At 49.7% G+C, this 16,882-nt stretch carries 16 protein-coding genes and 1 pseudogene; 6 read left to right on the top strand and 11 right to left on the bottom strand.

Translation table 11 applies throughout. The annotated features are described in order from the left end of the window. Positions 1 to 105: 105 nt before the first annotated feature. Entirely contained in the window at positions 106 to 1,599 is a 1,494-nt protein-coding gene (locus tag ABRS97_RS04070) for an MDR family MFS transporter (protein ID WP_367811624.1), read from the bottom strand. Positions 1,600 to 1,634: 35 nt separating this feature from the next. Here ABRS97_RS04070 and ABRS97_RS04065 point away from each other — a divergent pair, with 35 nt between their 5' ends. Beyond that, positions 1,635 to 1,919: a hypothetical protein gene (locus ABRS97_RS04065; RefSeq protein WP_367811940.1), complete on the top strand. Its 285-nt coding sequence runs from the start codon at positions 1,635 to 1,637 to the stop codon at positions 1,917 to 1,919. On the opposite strand, the pseudogene ABRS97_RS04060 reads toward ABRS97_RS04065, so the two are convergent. The 6 genes and pseudogenes from ABRS97_RS04060 to ABRS97_RS04035 form a co-directional block, all read right to left on the bottom strand. Next, positions 1,879 to 2,728 (bottom strand): annotated as a pseudogene (locus ABRS97_RS04060) (helicase); the annotation flags it as partial. The gene ABRS97_RS04065 and the pseudogene ABRS97_RS04060 sit on opposite strands and share 41 nt — an antisense overlap. 908 nt (positions 2,729 to 3,636) lie before the next feature. Next, the gene (locus ABRS97_RS04055; RefSeq protein ID WP_367811623.1) at positions 3,637 to 3,897 is read right to left on the bottom strand and encodes an SDR family NAD(P)-dependent oxidoreductase; all 261 of its coding nucleotides are present in this window, start codon (positions 3,895 to 3,897) and stop codon (positions 3,637 to 3,639) included. 112 nt (positions 3,898 to 4,009) lie between these two features. After that, a complete protein-coding gene (locus ABRS97_RS04050; protein ID WP_367811622.1) occupies positions 4,010 to 4,168 on the bottom strand; it encodes a hypothetical protein in 159 nt (52 codons plus the stop codon). 21 nt (positions 4,169 to 4,189) lie between these two features. Beyond that, complete coding sequence (locus tag ABRS97_RS04045; protein ID WP_367811621.1) at positions 4,190 to 4,843, bottom strand: NADPH-dependent F420 reductase; 654 nt, start codon at positions 4,841 to 4,843, stop codon at positions 4,190 to 4,192. Beyond that, complete coding sequence (locus ABRS97_RS04040; RefSeq protein WP_367811620.1) at positions 4,840 to 5,817, bottom strand: SDR family NAD(P)-dependent oxidoreductase; 978 nt, start codon at positions 5,815 to 5,817, stop codon at positions 4,840 to 4,842. Before ABRS97_RS04040 ends, ABRS97_RS04045 begins: the two co-directional genes overlap by 4 nt. A 210-nt stretch (positions 5,818 to 6,027) precedes the next feature. After that, positions 6,028 to 6,789, bottom strand: a complete 762-nt coding sequence (locus ABRS97_RS04035) for an SDR family NAD(P)-dependent oxidoreductase (RefSeq protein WP_367811619.1) — start codon at positions 6,787 to 6,789, stop codon at positions 6,028 to 6,030. 448 nt (positions 6,790 to 7,237) lie between these two features. On the opposite strand from ABRS97_RS04035, the gene ABRS97_RS04030 reads away from it, so the two are divergent. Further along, a complete protein-coding gene (locus ABRS97_RS04030) occupies positions 7,238 to 7,849 on the top strand; it encodes a TetR/AcrR family transcriptional regulator (RefSeq protein WP_367811618.1) in 612 nt (203 codons plus the stop codon). A 364-nt stretch (positions 7,850 to 8,213) separates the two neighbouring features. On the opposite strand, the gene sigK is transcribed toward ABRS97_RS04030, so the two are convergent. Next, positions 8,214 to 8,780, bottom strand: a complete 567-nt coding sequence (sigK, locus tag ABRS97_RS04025; RefSeq protein WP_367811617.1) for an RNA polymerase sporulation sigma factor SigK — start codon at positions 8,778 to 8,780, stop codon at positions 8,214 to 8,216. A gap of 486 nt (positions 8,781 to 9,266) precedes the next feature. On the opposite strand from sigK, the gene ABRS97_RS04020 reads away from it, so the two are divergent. Genes ABRS97_RS04020 through cydS form a run of 3 tightly spaced genes read left to right on the top strand, consistent with a single transcriptional unit; the run spans position 9,267 to position 11,765 of the window. Further along, the gene (locus tag ABRS97_RS04020) at positions 9,267 to 10,622 is read left to right on the top strand and encodes a cytochrome ubiquinol oxidase subunit I (RefSeq protein ID WP_367811616.1); all 1,356 of its coding nucleotides are present in this window, start codon (positions 9,267 to 9,269) and stop codon (positions 10,620 to 10,622) included. Next, entirely contained in the window at positions 10,619 to 11,644 is a 1,026-nt protein-coding gene (locus ABRS97_RS04015; RefSeq protein ID WP_367811615.1) for a cytochrome d ubiquinol oxidase subunit II, read from the top strand. Before ABRS97_RS04020 ends, ABRS97_RS04015 begins: the two co-directional genes overlap by 4 nt. Before the next feature lie 7 nt (positions 11,645 to 11,651). After that, a complete protein-coding gene (gene cydS / locus ABRS97_RS28160) occupies positions 11,652 to 11,765 on the top strand; it encodes a cytochrome bd oxidase small subunit CydS family protein (RefSeq protein ID WP_483312410.1) in 114 nt (37 codons plus the stop codon). 86 nt (positions 11,766 to 11,851) lie between these two features. Here the strand turns inward: cydS and ABRS97_RS04010 are convergent, their stop codons facing one another. Next, complete coding sequence (locus tag ABRS97_RS04010) at positions 11,852 to 12,934, bottom strand: Gfo/Idh/MocA family protein (protein ID WP_367811614.1); 1,083 nt, start codon at positions 12,932 to 12,934, stop codon at positions 11,852 to 11,854. Positions 12,935 to 13,082: 148 nt separating this feature from the next. On the opposite strand from ABRS97_RS04010, the gene ABRS97_RS04005 reads away from it, so the two are divergent. Then, positions 13,083 to 14,165, top strand: a complete 1,083-nt coding sequence (locus tag ABRS97_RS04005) for a MerR family transcriptional regulator (protein WP_367811613.1) — start codon at positions 13,083 to 13,085, stop codon at positions 14,163 to 14,165. A gap of 37 nt (positions 14,166 to 14,202) precedes the next feature. Here ABRS97_RS04005 and ABRS97_RS04000 read toward each other — a convergent pair whose 3' ends face one another. Both ABRS97_RS04000 and pnpS read right to left on the bottom strand, forming a co-directional pair. After that, complete coding sequence (locus ABRS97_RS04000; protein ID WP_367811612.1) at positions 14,203 to 14,919, bottom strand: response regulator transcription factor; 717 nt, start codon at positions 14,917 to 14,919, stop codon at positions 14,203 to 14,205. Positions 14,920 to 15,015: 96 nt separating this feature from the next. Next, positions 15,016 to 16,809 carry a two-component system histidine kinase PnpS gene (gene pnpS, locus ABRS97_RS03995; RefSeq protein ID WP_367811611.1) on the bottom strand — a complete coding sequence of 598 codons (1,794 nt, stop codon included), beginning with the start codon at positions 16,807 to 16,809 and terminating at the stop codon, positions 15,016 to 15,018. Positions 16,810 to 16,882: the final 73 nt, after the last annotated feature.

Here is a 16,882-nt window from a genome sequence, read left to right as displayed (position 1 = left end):
CTTACAAAGACGTACTGCACAGCCTAACATAATCAGCTAAAAATAGCCTTGGCCAACTAACGGCCAAGGCTATTTGCATACGAGCGAATCGGGGCCGATTCGCGATTAGTGACCCATCATCGCCGGGTCCGGATTGTCCCCACCAGCGGTTCCGCCTTCTTCCTGCTGCTTCGGTTTACGCAGAAGGAGCGTCAGTGCGACACCCGCGGTCGTTAGGCACGCGGACAGGAAGAACGTATCGCCGTAACCCGCGACGACGGCGTTCAGCGGATTTGCGTCCGCTCCCGCGCTTGCGGCGTGGGAAGAGATTTGCGACGTCAGATAACCCGTCAGTCCCGCCACCGCGAACGAGACGACGACTTGCTGCGCTGCTGTTGTCAGCGGTGTAACGCGGCTCACCAGACGGCGAGGTGCTGAGTTCAGGACATGCGTATTGAGCGGCATCATAGAAAAGCCCATGCCGAGGCCCATGATGCAGATGCACAGGATGATCACCCACAGCGAGGTATCCACCGATATGCCGGACAAGATGAACAGGGAAATGGATACGACGGCAAGACCAGCGAAGGCGAGTGGACGCGCGCCGATCTTGTCGAACAACCGGCCGCTGATCGGCATGCCGATTCCCGCGCATAGGGCATTCGGCATCAGGATCCAGCCCGTTTCAAGCGCGGTGTAGTGCATGACGCCTTGCAGGTACAGCGGCACGATCAGCATGGCGCCGAACAGCGCGAGCTGTACGATCCACGTCAAGATGATGCTGCGTGTAAAGTCGGATGACTTGAACACTTTCAGCTCCAGCAACGGCTGCTTCTGTGCCAGTTCCACGAAAATGAAGAGGATCAGCGCAATGCCGCCGACGGTCAAGCCTGTGATCGTTGAAGCCCTGGACCAGCTGGTGCCACCTTCGCTTACGCCGTACGCCAGCATGGAGAATGCGATCGGTGCGAGGCACATGCCGATGACGTCCAGATGCGGCGCCGCTTGGCGTTCGGATTTCGGCAAATATTTATACCCAAGGATAAAGGCGATAATGCCGATCGGCAGATTGATGATGAAAATCCAGTGCCAGCTGACAGAATCGACCAGCCAGCCTGATAGCACCGGACCGAACGCCGGCGCCATTAGCATTGGGATGCCGAGTACGCCCATGATGGATCCGCGACGCTCTGGAGGCGCGAGCTTGAACACCATAGCCATCCCGACCGGGGCCATCATGCCGCCGCCCAAGCCTTGAATGACGCGGTAAATGATCAGCTGTTCCGGCGTTTGCGCGATGCCGCACAGCACAGAACCGATCGTGAACAGGGCGATCGTAATCATGAAAATCTGCTTGGAGCCGAATTTATCAGCCATCCAGCCTGAAAGCGGGATAACGGCGGATAAGGCCAGCGTATAGCCGGTGACGGTCCATTGGATCGTCTTCAGATCGGTGTTGAAGTATTTAACGAGCTTCGGAATGGCATTATTGACGACGGTGCTGTCCAGAATAACCATGATCATGCCGACAATAATCGCCAGGAGCGGCGGCAGAATAGCTTTCAGCGAGAAATCGTCCCCGCCGGCTGACATCGATTTTGTTTGCGTAGGAGCTGACATAGGTCCCTGCTTTCTGCTCATCGAGCTGTGTATGGATGAAAATAATGGTCGAAGAACAAATTGATCTGTTTGTAGGTGGACGCCGACACGTGGAAATAGGAGTCGGCGGCGGATTCTTGCTTACAACCGGCTTTGATGACGAGCTAAAAGATGGCTCCGAAGATTTACTAAATCATGCAGCTTATCGCGGCCGACGGCACACCCGATCCGTCAATATGGCGCTTTCTCGTACAAATTTGCAGGCAATGCCTGCACGAACGGCGACAAATCGCCCGTCACCTCACCGAGCTCCGGAAGGACGGTGGAGATATGAGTGGTAAACATCGGATTCGGTGAGAAAAGAGCGATTTGATCCGCCTGATCGTCTGGCGGTGTTTGTACAGCAAGTACGCCACCCGCTGCAATACCGCGGAAGTCTTACAGCTGCCGGCCGCCCCCTGTACGATAAGCATCCGGTTTTTGTCATCCCGGATGATAGCGTTTTGTTCCTTCTGGATGGTTGCCACGATACTCTTCATTTGCGAGTCCGCACTTGCCGAGCACTTGCTGCAGCAATTCGTCTCCAATCGTTTCACTCGCGTCAAACATGCTGGATTTGCCCGTTTTGAATCTGAAACTGCCGTTTGAGCTCCATCGTCCCTTCGATTCGTCCGACCGGCGTGACATAAGACGCCAGGCCGGGGGAATAGTCGTAGTACAGTACAGGCTCGCGATTGGCGTGCGCCAGTCATAGCTCAGAAAGCTTAATCCGTCTTCGTCGATGAAGGAAGATACGCCGATACTGAACTGCTCGTTGAGGTCCAGGCCCTCCTCCTGAAAGTCGACACGTCCGAAATAAGGAAATGGGAGCAGACGTTTCATGCTTTTCCATTGCTGCGTCAACAGCTTGTGGCCGCGCTCCCGTTCGGCCATTACAGCGGACTGCTGATTAATCGTGTAGAAGGACTCTTCGAAATCTTCGTTCGTACTTGTGTTGATCGTAACTTCTTCCCAAAACCGCTTGCGGATGTCCGTAGCCTGATCACGCAGTCCAGTAACCTCCTGGCTCTAGTTCGGCGATTCTCGCTTGCAGCTTGTTCCTGACAAGTTCCATCCGCTCCTGTTCCAGCAGCCAATCCTTCGCTTTCATCTCTCCTGAACACTCTCCTTCTTCCGTTTTTTGGGGATAAAAAAGAGCATTGACAAATCAAAGTTCTAGAAGTACAATTAAATTAGGGATAAAATTAAATAAACTCATTCATTTAATTTTTCGATACCGCTACCGATTATATCATAGCGTTATTTTGTTTTCAATTTATTTTTTCCTCCGAAGAGCTGAACACTAACCCGGATCGTAAACAGTTTAAACAAACCACCGCGGAGTTAATCTACCAGGAGATGCCCCTTGAATTCATGAATTCATCAAGGGGCATCTTTTTTTATGTCTATTAGCTCTGAATTGTAATAGGTTATGTTGTAAGCGGAGACGAGTCTTTCCTCGAATTGCCTGTATAGTGCCTCAATTAGTTACTTGTTCCTCCTCCGTGTATCTCCTTCTCATACAATTAGCCTTGTTCCAACGTCTCCCGATCTCCCCGGCAAATATTAGGCAAACTAGTGAGGATTAGTTGGTTTTCGCTGCTTAACAGCTAATGATCAAATAATTAATGAACTTTTATTTTCTCACGTCAATCAATTATCGTGTGGTGTCATAATTAATGAGAAAATTGACCTTTAATAACTTGATTTATCAAGGTCCGTTGGCAAAATTAGTGAGAAAAATAATAAAGTACTAGCAGCATAACTACCAACTTTTTCATAATTAGTGATAATATCCACTGTATTCGAAATGTATAATTATGCATTAAATTATTTATGTTAAATTTTTAAATTAAAAAACAAAAAATCGCTTGTTGAAAGCGATTCTTTGGAAGAACTTATTTGATTGTCTGCAGCTTAGTTTATTTAATATAAACTTTCTTTAATCTAGATTTAACCCCTAAACTTTGTAAAAGCACGATTTTATTTGCGAAAGAATGACACGTATCAAGTCGAAATTTATTCGAAGAGGGAACGCCCCAAAACGGCTTTCCCCTTTCGATACCAATCAAGGTCACCATTCCCGTCAATCTGCGGACATCTACCAGCGTCTATAGCTGGACAAAGTAGATTGGCTGTAACACTTAACTCCACAGCATATTGATCCAACTTCTCTTGTGTTCTTGAAACCATAGCAATACGGAATCCATGCCCTCCAAAAGTTTTGGCCAATGAAAAACCAAGACCAGGTCCAGCGCCAATTACCGCAATTGTCTTCAAATACTTACCTCCTCTTCTCTAAATTAACACTAAGTTAAATGTCGGCTATTCAACTCGTTTAGTCAGCCTTAGCTTAAGGCCCTATTCATGTATTGAAGTCTTTAGCACGTTCTTAGCGTACGTTTCTCACCCTATTTTTGGCGAGCGCATACGACCTTACTCCGTCGGCAAACGGGTTAGGCGTGTCATCGATCGGCGCGACCGCACAATCTTCAAGATAGCGTCCGTCGATTTCGTCTTTGTCAGCCACGACTGCGACCCAGACCGACATTGCGGCTGCCTGCGCGATGACTCATGCCAAAATGATCCGTCGCGCCCTGGCGAGATTGGCGATCAGCTCAGCACGGGTCTGGTGCGCGTGCGCAGCCCAAGCTGGCTGGCCGGGACCGCTGCGCCATGACTCGCTCAGCGGACTGTTGTCGACAGTATCGAATCCGAACTGGTCGTATAGCCGCATCACGAGTTCCGTGGCCTCAGGAAAGTTGCTCGAGACCGACAACGCATGGCGGTCGGGGGCGCCAACTGGTCTGCTCGAAATGAAGAGGCGGGGGGCTTGTATGTGGGTGAAGGCCTTCGCCACCATCGAGGTAGGAAGGTGCTCCTGGCGGAGCTCATGAACTGTCTTCTCACCAGAGTCGATCACGGGGAAATGGCCATCGCGCCAAGGCATGTAGTTGTTCGTGTCGAGCACGATCTTTCCCGACAGCTGCTCCACAGGCATGTCGTTGACCAGCTTGAGGGGGACGGCCACGACGACGAAGTCACCAGCCTCGGCAGCGCCGGCCGCAGTCGCGGCGCGCGCTGACGGGCCGAGCTCATCAATGAGGTCCTTCAACGTCTCGGGTCCTCGTGAATTGGCAATGACGACCTCATACCCGTTCGCGATCGCCGCACGCGCGATCTGGCTGCCGACCTCGCCCGCGCCAATGATACCGACTACTGTCATGGGTACATACCTTTCACGCCTACCAATTCCTCGCTTTTCACCCAAAGCTGCTCGGCTTTGTTAGCGTCGAGAGCATACGACCTTACGCCGTCGGCAAACGGGTTAGGCGTGTCATCAATCGGTGCGACCGCACAATCTTCGAGATAGCGTCCGCCGATTTCGTCTTTGTCAGCCACAACTGCGGCCCAGACCGACGTTGCCGCTGCCTGCGCGATTTCTTTGAGCTCTGCTGGCGGAAGACCCGCTTCGGCGCGAGCTGTGCCAACGTTCTCGAAAAGACCCTGTAAGTCTTCCTGCGAGAAATGGCGTGCGAGATCGGTAAGGCTATTCCCGGGCATCACCGAGGCAGCTCGGATGCCACGATTGCGATACCGCTTATCGAATTCCGCTGCGAAGAGAGTAGTGGCCGTTTTCGATCGGCCATAGGCGACAAACGGATCGTATGCCTGTTGCTCGAAATTCGGATCGTCCAGGTCAACATCGGCGGCGCGATGTGCTTGGGACGATAGCATCACCAAACGCCCGTTATCGACAAGCAGCGGCTCGATCCGATTGATCAAGGCAAAATGACCAAGATAGTTCGTCCCGAACTGGACTTCGAAGCCGTCGACCGTCCGACCGAACGGGGTTGCCATGACGCCAGCGTTGGCGATGATGACGTCGAACCGCTGGCCGTTGGCCAACAGTTTATCCGCGCAGGCGCGAACGCTTTGCAAGGATGTGAGATCGAGCTCGATCAACTCTAGGCTGCCGCCTCCTTGCGCCGCGGCATCAAAGAACGATGAAGTGGCCGCTTGGGCTTTAGCGAGGTCTCTGGCCGTGCCGACGACGCTGGCACCGTGAGAGAACAGTGAGCGGGCGGTTTCGAGGCCAATGCCCGATGATGCACCCGTAATGAGAATTCGCTTTCCCTTGAGATCAATGCCGGAAAGCACCTGATCGGCAGTTGACTTTGCACTGAATGTTCTAGTCATAAATTTTCTCCTTTAAATGCATATTTTTTTATTTAGAAGCTTGCTCTTTGTCGGCCAGGTCTTTGACATACCGATGCTGAGCGCTTCCCTGCATCAGATTGGCAGGTTTAAAGATCACAATACGGTTCTTGGCCGGCGGACTGCGATCACTACTAACGCAAGTTAGAATACTTGGCTGGTGCCCATGCATGGGACCTGATCGGGATGGTCCTAGATTCCGACACCGCCGGCCATATTGATGGTCTCACCAGTGATGTAGCCCCCATGTGGTCCGGCAAGGAAGCAGACGGTCTCTGCCACCTCTTCAAGAGTTGCAAAGCGACGGATCGGATGCATGTCTAGGAAGGTTTCAAGGGGTGGAAGATGATCGGCCACATCCTTGTTCATGTCCGTGGTCATGACGCCCGGCTGCAGGACATTCACAGCGATATTGCGGGGGCCGAGGTCGCGCGCGATGCCCCTCGCATATCCGGCGAGCGCCGCCTTCGTTCCAGCGTAGTCGGCGACCCCTCTAAAGGGCACTTTCTCGCCTAGCAGAGAGCCGATAAAAATAATGCGACCTCCGTCCGTTAGTCGGGGTGCGGCCGCGCGGGTATTAGCAATTGATCCCATGACATTGACTTGCCACTGCCGATTGTAATTTTCTTCGTCCAAGCCGGTCTCATCTACCATCTGGCCCTGGATCGCGATTCCGGCGTTGTTCACGAGGATGTCGAGTTTGCCGAATTCGGCAATCACCGAGTTAATTAGGGGCTTGGCGGAAGAAAGATCCGCTTGGTCGCTTTTGATTGCCAATGCACGAACATCCTTGCCCTTCAACTTCTCCACGACAGCCGCCGCCTTTTCGGCCGAAGCCGCGTAGCTGATCGCAACATCCGCTCCGTGATCGGCGAACGCTTCCGCCATAGCGGCGCCAAGACCGCGTGAGCCGCCCGTAATGAGGACGACCTTGCCCTTCAATGATTGCTGCATAAAAAAACCTCCTTTAATGATTTCAGATGAAAAGAACCTCTTTGTACGTCACTGGACGCCCTAGCCCCGGTGAATTGCGGAATATCATAACGATCGTTACATAAAATCATGTTATACATTTTTTTACACTTTGTCAATAACGTAACGTTCATTACGTTATTGATTTATTATATTATGGCGCCCACTGTGAATCGTCAATTGCAGTGATGTCAAGTAGCATCAAGTTAGGATGATGCTTTGCGCTCTGGGAAGGGCCATCAGCTCGGACCGAGTCTAGCGCCTGATGTTTGACACAAGACCACACTTTTTGCCGATCGAGCACTGACGCAGGTCATTGCCCGATGGACTGGTAGCGTTTTGTAACGTGTGTTATGATAATATAAAGTATGAAATTGGACACAAACCTTTTTAATCCGACAGTTACAAAAAAAGAGAGGAGATCTGACTGATGGGACGTAACCGCGAATTCGATGTGGATCAGGCACTGGACGCGGCGCTTTGCGTGTTTTGGCGCAAAGGCTACGAGGGCGTGTCGTACACCGACCTGACGCAGGCCACGGGTGTCGAACGACCCGCTCTCTATTCGGCATTTGGCAACAAGGAAGCGTTGTTCCGCCGAGTTCTGGCGCGCTATTATGAGGACTACCTGGATTTCATCCCGGTGGCGCTGGAGCTGCCGACCTCGCGGGAGGTGGCCGCACACATCCTCCTTAGAGCGGCCGAATTAAATACTCGTTACCCAGATCGCAAAGGGTGTCTAGGTGTCCACGGTGCCTTGGCTGGTACGGACGATACCGAACCTATTCGGCGTGCCTTGATCGATGCGCGTGCAGACGGAGAAGCGTCGCTGCGCAATCGCTTCGAACGGGCAAAGCAAGAGGGAGATCTGCCGGAGACTACTAACTGTGCTGCGTTAGCTGCATTCGTGCTGACGGTGCTCCACGGTATGGCTGTTCAAGCCAAGGCCGGCTTCAGTCGCGACATGTTAGAGGCTGTTGTTGAGCAAGCGCTCTCCACTTGGCCTGCCGGCAGTTCCACACTTTCTGGAAAGTCATCCTAAACCTTAGTGCAGAAGAATATTGTTATGTAAAAACGCAAACTTAGCAGTCATAACCCCGATGTCTCGACAATCGGCCATGGTGCCATGGGGTTCCATCAGGCATATGGCTCCACCGACGAGTAGGACGGACTAAAAACCATTCATCGTGCATGTAAATTGACCGTGACCCTGGCTGCCTTTGCCATTAATCAGTTCTAATTAACTGCGACACTCGTTCAATATGTGTGGAGTGGATAAACAGTAAAAAACCAAACGGAACATCTACCGTTTGGTTTCAGATATTGATATCACATCGGAAAATCGCCACCGTAATTTTATCGTTATAAACAACAAGCCAAATATAAAATTTGACCTTCGCTCTTCCCTACCGCTTCGCCTTATAGAACTCGTGGTACAGCTTCATGAGCGCCCGCTTCTCGACCCGCGATACATAGCTCCGGCTGATCCCGAGCTCACGAGCGATCTCCCGCGGCGTCTGTTCGTCGCCGCCGCCGTCGAGACCGAACCTCCCCCGAATGACCTCTTGCTCGCGTTCGTCGAGGATATCGAGATTGCGATAGATCTTACTCTTCTCTATTTTGAGCTGAACCTTCTCCACCACTTCGTCGGGCTCGGTGCCCAGTATATCCTGCAGCGTAATTTCATTGCCTTCCTTATCCGTTCCTATCGGATCGTCCAGGGAAACGTCCTTTTTGGTCTTCTTCAAAGAACGCAAGTGCATGAGAATCTCATTCTCTATGCAACGGGCCGCGAACGTCGCGAACTTCGTGCCCTTATTCGATTGGAAGCTCTCAATCGCCTTGATCAGGCCGATGGTTCCGATCGAGATCAGATCCTCCAGATCCTCTCCTGTGTTGTCGAACTTCTTGACGTTGTGAACAACGAAACCTGGGGCCGGTCCTACGGAAAGGTTATCTAAGATCTTGTCCAAATACGTGAAAGGATATATGTCCTTGTCCCTCGAACTAGAAAAACTGGAACTTAACAAATTCCGAGATATTTATAACGGAATTTGCTTAAACCACTCCATGAATGAGCTATTCTGTAAAATAAACTGTGTATCTTGTTCCCTTGATAAAAAAGATACCTCTATTCGAAATCCCCATTATCGCCCTCAATTACCTCTCCAACACGATTCATAAACTCTTCACATTCTTGTGAATATTTTCACAACACTGTCAAACTCTTTTCATTCTCCCGCCACAATTATGTGAAAATAATCACATACATTCGTATATGATATACCTATGAGACGAAAGAAAAACGAAGCAGGTGAATATAATGGACATGAACAAATACCGCAAACAAGAAAAAGCGCTCATTATCCTATGCGCTGTGGTAGCTGTAATCATGCTTCTTTCTTGGAGCCGCCATCTATTTTCGTAGGTCTAACGATTACGCTTAGGGAGATGATACCATGCAGTACGATCCAGTGCTTTACAGCCGCATGCTCACCGAGCTTACGCTGGCGTTTCACATTATTTTCGCGACGATCGGGGTCGGTGTCCCTGTTATGATTGCACTCGCCGAATGGACAGCGATTAAACGCAAGGACCCCTACTACTCGCTCATGGCCAGGCGTTGGGCGCGCGGTTTCGTCATCACTGTTGCCGTCGGAGTTGTTACCGGGACGGCCATCGGCCTTCAATTAAGCTTGCTGTGGCCAAGCTTTATGCGGATAGCGGGGCAGGCGATTGCGCTGCCGCTGTTCATGGAGACATTCGCCTTCTTCTTCGAAGCGATTTTCCTAGGGATCTATTTATACACATGGGACCGTTTCAAGAAACCTATTTTGCACTTTTTACTTCTAGTCCCAGTAGTTCTCGGCTCCTCCGCTTCTGCGTTTTTTATTACAACTGTTAATGCATTCATGAACACACCGCAGGGCTTCAAGCTGCAAAATGGTTCCATCACAGATATACAGCCGCTAGTCGCCATGTTCAATCCAGCTACTCCGACGAAAGTTGCTCACGTGCTCGCTTCATCTTATATGACGAGCGCCTTTATCCTGGCAGCGATAGCTGCTTTCTCACTATTGAAAAAGAAAGATACGCTGTACCATCGCAAAGCGTTGAAACTCACAATGACAGCGGCTCTTGTTTTCTCGCTTAGCACTGCCTTAGTCGGTGATCTCTCCGGCAAATTCCTGGCGAAGTATCAGCCGGAGAAGCTGGCTGCGGCCGAATGGCATTTTGAAACATCGGACAATGCCTCTTTAGTTCTTGGCGGGTTCCTAACGAAAGATAATCAAATCAAATATGGCCTTGAAATTCCCTATGCACTGAGTATTTTAGCACACGGATCACCAACGGCTGAAGTTCAAGGGCTCAACGAAACGCCTGCCAATGAGCGACCGCCGCTCTATGTACATTATATTTTCGATATGATGGTATCCATCGGTATGTTCTTAACGGTTCTTTCCCTGTTGTACATCTGGGTGCAGCGCCAATTACGCAAAAGCAAAAACAAGGGCGGTTTCCCGCGCTGGCTGCTCAGGCTCATTACATGGTCAGGCCCTCTAGCCATGCTCGGGATCGAATGCGGGTGGGTGTACGCCGAGGTTGGTCGTCAGCCCTGGATACTTCGCGGTTTCATGAAGACCGCCGAGGGAGCCACGACCTCAACGCATGTGGATACTATGCTCTTGCTCTTCTGCTTTCTCTATATCCTGCTCGGATTTACCGTGATTAAAATACTCAGCAAGCTGTTCAAAAACAACCCTGTACAAGATGAACTCATCGCCAGTGGCATTGAAGGAGGAGAGGCGAAATGAACTATGAAATACTAGGCATTTCCGTGCTGTGGTTGTTCTTGTACGGCTACCTCATCGTCGCATCAATTGATTTCGGTGCTGGATTTTTCAGCTACTACTCCTTCATAACTGGGAAAAAGCATCTCGTTCATAACATCATCGAGCGTTACCTATCGCCAGTGTGGGAAGTAACGAATGTGTTTCTGATCTTTTTCATGGTTGGCATCATCGGTTTTTTCCCGGATACGTCTTATTATTTTGGCACGGCATTGCTCATTCCTGGCAGTATCGCGATTATCCTTCTTGCGCTGCGCGGTTCTTACTATGCTTTTAGCAATTACGGATCCAAGGATAATAAGTTTTATATGTTTCTTTACGGCGCCACTGGATTATTCATACCCGCATCTTTATCAACGGTTCTGACGATATCCGAAGGCGGATTCGTGATTGAAAAGAATGGAGAGGTGCTGTTCCTCTTCGGGAATCTATTACGAAGCCCCTACTCATGGTCTGTTGTCCTGCTTGCACTCGTCTCTGTGCTTTATATCTCTGCCATGTTTTTAACCTACTACGCAGCTAAAGCCCAGGATAGCAAAGCGCTCGATATCGTCCGCGGTTACGCTCTCGGCTGGAGTTTGCCAACCATACTATGCAGCTTGCTCGTTTTCTTCGCTATTAATGGTCATAACCCTGAGCATTTTCAACGAATGATCGACTTAGCTTGGATGTTCGTTGCTTCTTTTCTTTGTTTTCTGGCTGCCGTCTATCTCATCTGGCAACGACGCGGCTATGGGTGGGCTTTCCTGCTCGTCATGCTGCAGTTCGCCTTTGCTTTCTTTGGGTACGGTGCCTCGCATCTTCCTTATATTTTGTACCCTTACATTACGCTTTATCACAATTTCACCAGCGATACAATGGCACTCTCCTTGGTAATTGTCTTCATTGCGGGGTTGCTGCTGTTAGTTCCTTCCCTCGTCTTACTTATGAAGCTGTTTTTATTTGACGCCGGTTATGTGCAGGGCAAATCATCAAAGAAAGGATGATCCACACATGGACTTTGAATTTTTTCTCATCATGGTCGCTCCTCTCCTCGTCGTATTGACCTCCATCTTTTTCCTGTTTGGCTGGTTTTCCAAAGGAAATGATGCTTCGATCGAGCTGTAATACTTATCGGCAAAAAATCCCCTTTCCTACGATTCGTAACCATCGTAGTGAAGGGGATTGCTGCATTTCCCAGGAAATAATCGAATTTAGTCGAAATAAACGGCTTTTCCTGTTTTCGCCGATTCATAAATGGCTTCAAGAATTTCCGAAACAACACACGCTTGCTCTGGTGTTACCACAGGCTCTGTATCGTTCTCGATGGCCTCAATCCATAGACGCATTTCCAAATCTGGCGCACTTTCGGTTTCACCGTCATAGAAAGCAACGCCGCCTGCGTTCAACTCCACTTCGGTCGTGAACAAGCGGCTGTTCTTCTCGCCGTTGATCCGCAGGCCGCCTTTCATGTCGGCTCCGCCTTCCGTTCCGCTCAGCGTGCACTTCGCCTCATCGACCTCAAGCGTGTTCAGCGCCCAACTCGATTCCAAAATAATCGTCGCGCCATTTTTCATCGTAATCATGCCAAATGCGGAATCTTCAACGGTAAACTTAGCAGGGTCCCAGGGTCCCCATGCGTTCGCCGCATTTTCACGCTGAGATAGCTTGTGGTACGACGTGCCGAGAACGACTTTCGGCTCGTAGTTATTCATCATCCACATGGTCAAATCGAGCGCATGCGTGCCGATGTCAATCAATGGGCCTCCACCTTGCTTCTCTTCATCGAGGAATACGCCCCAGGTCGGCACCGCGCGGCGGCGAATGGCGTGAGCCTTAGCGAAATAAATCTCACCAAGCTCACCGTCCGAGCAAAGCTGGTGCAAATGCTGGCTATCGCCGCGGAAGCGATTGTTGTAGCCGACCGTCAGCTTCTTGCCTGTCCGTTTTGCAGCTTCGACCATACGGCGTGCATCAGCCGCTGTTTTGGCCATCGGCTTCTCGCTCATGACGTGCTTGCCCGCTTCCAAAGCAGCGATTGTAATATCCGCATGAGAATCGTTCGGCGTACAAACGTGAACGATATCGATTGAATCATCTTTTAGAACTTCACGGTAATCTTCATATACGTGAGCTTCGCCCTTCCCATATTTGCTTGCGGCTTCCTGCGCTTTTTCAGAAATGATGTCGCAAAAAGCAACCATTTCAACATTGTTTAGTTTGCTCAAACTCGGCATATGCTTGCCGTTCGCGATTCCGCCGCAGCCGATAATCGCTATGCGATACGTTTTAGACACAATAATTCCTCCCAGGACTGTATGTTGATCTTTTACTTTTCACATGACCATTCACCGATTACAATTAGTAGTATATCAAACTGCCGTAAAAAGAAAATTTCTTATCTGGTGCAAAATATGTGCGATTGTGCCATCGTGGAGGACAACCATGCTTATACATGAAATTTCCCGCAAACTCGGAATCACCCCCCGAGCCATTCGCTTTTATGAACAGAAAGGTCTGCTATCTCCAGCTAAAATGAAGGATAACGGATATCGAGTCTACTCAGAGCAGGACGCTTGGCGCCTGCAAACGATCATCTCGCTTCGTGAAGTCGGCATGACGCTTGATGACATTGGCAAGACGTTGGCGCAAACAGATCCAAGCAGTCAAGACGAGGTCATCTACGCACTGCAGTTGCAGCGTTCCATGCTCTTCCAACAGTGGTCCGAAATGAAGCAAATCATCGGCACCATGGATCGGATGATCGATGCGGCCAAAGTGAATCAGGAGCTGCCGACAGAGCAGCTTTACGAGCTTGCCCGACAAAGCAAAGCCATGCGCGACCTGCGCGGAAGCTGGCGCGATCATTGGAATTTCGATGCGAAAGCAGCCCGATTCGACCTCCAATTAGTAAACAGAGATCCGTCATCAACCGTATATTCAGATTCTCTCACACCATTGCCGCCAAGTGCAGCTTATGAAGCCGCGTTAACTAGGATTGCTGAGTTCATTTCGCCTTCCCCAGGCGATAAAGGGCTTGATATTGGAACAGGCACCGGCAATTTGGCGAGCAAGCTGCATGCTCTGGGGGCTGACATGTCGGCTATCGACCAATCCAAGGAAATGCTGAAGCTCGCTGCAATCAAGCATTCCGCAATCGAGCTTAAATTAGGCAACGTACTCGCTATCCCATTCCTGGATGGACAATTTGATTTTATTGTCAGCTCCTTCGCGACTCATCATCTTACAGAGGCGCAAAGAGAATTGGCGTGGAACGAGATGTTTCGTGTATTGAAGCCGGGAGGCCGTATGTGCCTGGCCGATTATATGCTGCGCGATAGCAGCGAGATGAGCACCTATGCCGCCAAGCTTATCCAATCAGGGGCTGCTACACTGCCTATGATGCACGAGCAAGTCGAGCTTTATCCCATACATGACCAACTGGTGAAATGGCTGGAAACCAATTCGGAGCAAGTCACGACAGAACGAATCGAGCCATTGATTTATATCGTTTATGCGCAAAAATGAGCCTGGGCTGCTGTCCATTCAGCAAACCCAAGGCTCATTATTTTTTCACCATATTGGCTACCAGCTTATAACCGACACCGCGAATCGAATCGATTTGCACGGATTGCTGATTCATTTCGAGCTTCTTCCGAAGCGAGCTGACGTGTACATCAACGGTTCTCTGTCCGCCTATATAGTCAAAACCCCAAACGATATTCATAAGATCGTCCCTTGTGACCACGACACCCGGACGCTGTACCAAATACAGCAGCACCTCAAATTCCTTCGGCCTTAAGGGAATCGACTCCCCATTCAAAGCAACTTCATATTTCTCGGGGTAGATAAACAATTCACCGGCTTGAATCACTTTCTCGTTCGTCTTCTGCCTGTCCGACATGGCATCTTCATTCTGCGTTCTGCGCAGAACAGCGGAAACGCGAGCAAGAAGCTCGGCAACGCCAAAAGGCTTCGTTATATAATCATCCGCGCCGTGCTTAAGACCTTGAACCACTTCATCCTCCGCATTGCGAGCCGTTAGAATAATAACTGGCGTGCGGTTCCCCTTCTGCCTAAGCTTAGCCAAAATCTCAAAACCGTTTAACCCGGGAAGCATGATATCCAAAATAATTAACTCATAGGACTGCTGCAAAGCCTCTTGAAGCCCATCTCCACCGTGATCGACGACCTTCGTATCATATCCTTCTTGCGACAGGTTGTACGAAAGCAATCGGGCCAAGGTTGGTTCATCTTCAATAACTAGTATTTTTTGTGCCATGGGATCCCCCGTATTTACAGTTTATTAACTTTGCACACCCATATCTTAACACGGATTTGTAAAGAGAATGTAAATGTTTCGTTAATCCGGTGTAAATTAGTGAATTACAGGCAGTTCAATCGTGAATTTCGTACCCACCCCGACTTCACTATCCACACGGATGCTTCCCTTATGCAGCTCAACCAAATGTTTCACGATCGAGAGTCCAAGACCGGTTCCGCCTGAACTGCGAGACCTCGCCTTGTCCACCCTATAGAAACGCTCGAATATTCGCGGCAAATCCTTCTTCGGAATGCCGATTCCCGTATCGGACACTACAAACCGTAGACGCTCATAATCGCCGTCAGCATTCATTTCTAACGGCTCAACACGCACCTTCACCTTGCCGCCCTCCTGCGTGTAGCTAATACCATTGGACAGCAAGTTAATAAAAATTTGCCTTAATCGGTCCTCGTCCGCCTCTATATAAATATCATCATCTACCTGCAAACTGAGCTCAATGTGCTTCTTCTCCGCTTCTTTTCTAAGCACGCTCAGCGATTTTTCCAGAAATTCCGGCAAATAAACCGGGGAAAACTGCATCGGAATCCGCTTCGATTCGATTTTGGACAGCTCCAGAATGTCTCCGATCAACCGATTTAACCGCTCACTCTCATCAAAAATAATTTGCAGAAACGAAACCGCCGTTTCCTTGTCATTCAAAGCACCTGCAAGCAATGTTTCAGCAAAGCCTTTCACAGCCGCAATCGGTGTCTTTAATTCATGCGACACATTGGCTACGAACTCGCTGCGCATTCGCTCCAGCCTTCTCACTGCGGTAATGTCGCTAATGACAATCAGCACACCCGACCATTCTTCATCCTCATGCGCGATCGGGTTCAAATTAATATCAAGAATCCGCTCAGCGGGATAATAAAATATCATCTCATCGCGAATCGCTTCGCGTGTTTCGATACATTCCTGTATCAATTTCGTGAACTCAAACTGCTGCTTTGCTTCATTATATTTCTTCCCCAACAGCTCCTGGGCGGAAAAGCCAAGAATGTACTCTGCTGAAGGATTCAGCAGCATGATCCGCTCCTCGCGATCAATCATCATAATGCCGCTCATCATATTTTCCATAACGCCTTGAAGTCTGCGCTCGTTTTCCTGAATCCGCTCCATTTGCTGCTGCAAGCTCTCAGACATCCGATTAATCGCTTGGCCCAACTGCCCGACCTCATCATTCGAGTAGGAAGGCACGCGAGATTCATAGTTCATATTCGTAATTTGCTGCGCTACGCTAGTTATCTTTTCAATCGGGCGTGTAATGCCTCTGGCGATCCGGTAGCTGACAATGCCCGCTATGATGAATAAGATCGCCAATCCCGTGATTAGAAAATACCATAAGTTGCGGATCGTCTCATCGACCTGTTCCAAGCTCATCGCGATGCGCAAAAAACCGGTAAGCTGCTCTCCATCTTTGACAGGAATAGCCGCATACAGCATTTTTTCTTTTAACGTGTCGCTGAAGCGAGTCGTGTAACCGACACCACTAGCTATTGCGGCACTAATCTCAGGCCGGCTTAAATGATTGTCCATTTGATCGGGATTTTGATCCGAATCGCCAAGTACTTTGCCGTCTGCACGAACGAAAGTAAGCCTAGCCTTTGTCGATTCTTTGATGCGCTTCGCCTGCGCCGTATAATAAGATATCAGTTCCGAATCTGACCCCTTGCGGTTCCAATCACCAGTCGCGCTAATGACCATCAGCTCACGTTCCATGTTGTCCTGCAGCGACTCAATGTGAGAATTCTCCAGTACTTTCGCCATAAAAACGCCAGCAATCAGCATCGAGCAGCCGATTAACAAAATCAAAATGTAAGTCAGTTTGGCACGGAATTTCGTCATCCGCTATCTAGCCTCCGATAAGTAAGTTTAAGTACATCTTGTGCAGCTAAATGAAAAGAAAAAGGGCTACTCT

This window comes from Paenibacillus tabacirhizosphaerae, assembly GCF_040812395.1.
Classification (GTDB): domain Bacteria; phylum Bacillota; class Bacilli; order Paenibacillales; family NBRC-103111; genus Paenibacillus_E.
Note: the sequence above shows the minus strand (reverse complement) of the source record. Positions and strands in the feature narration are given on the sequence as shown.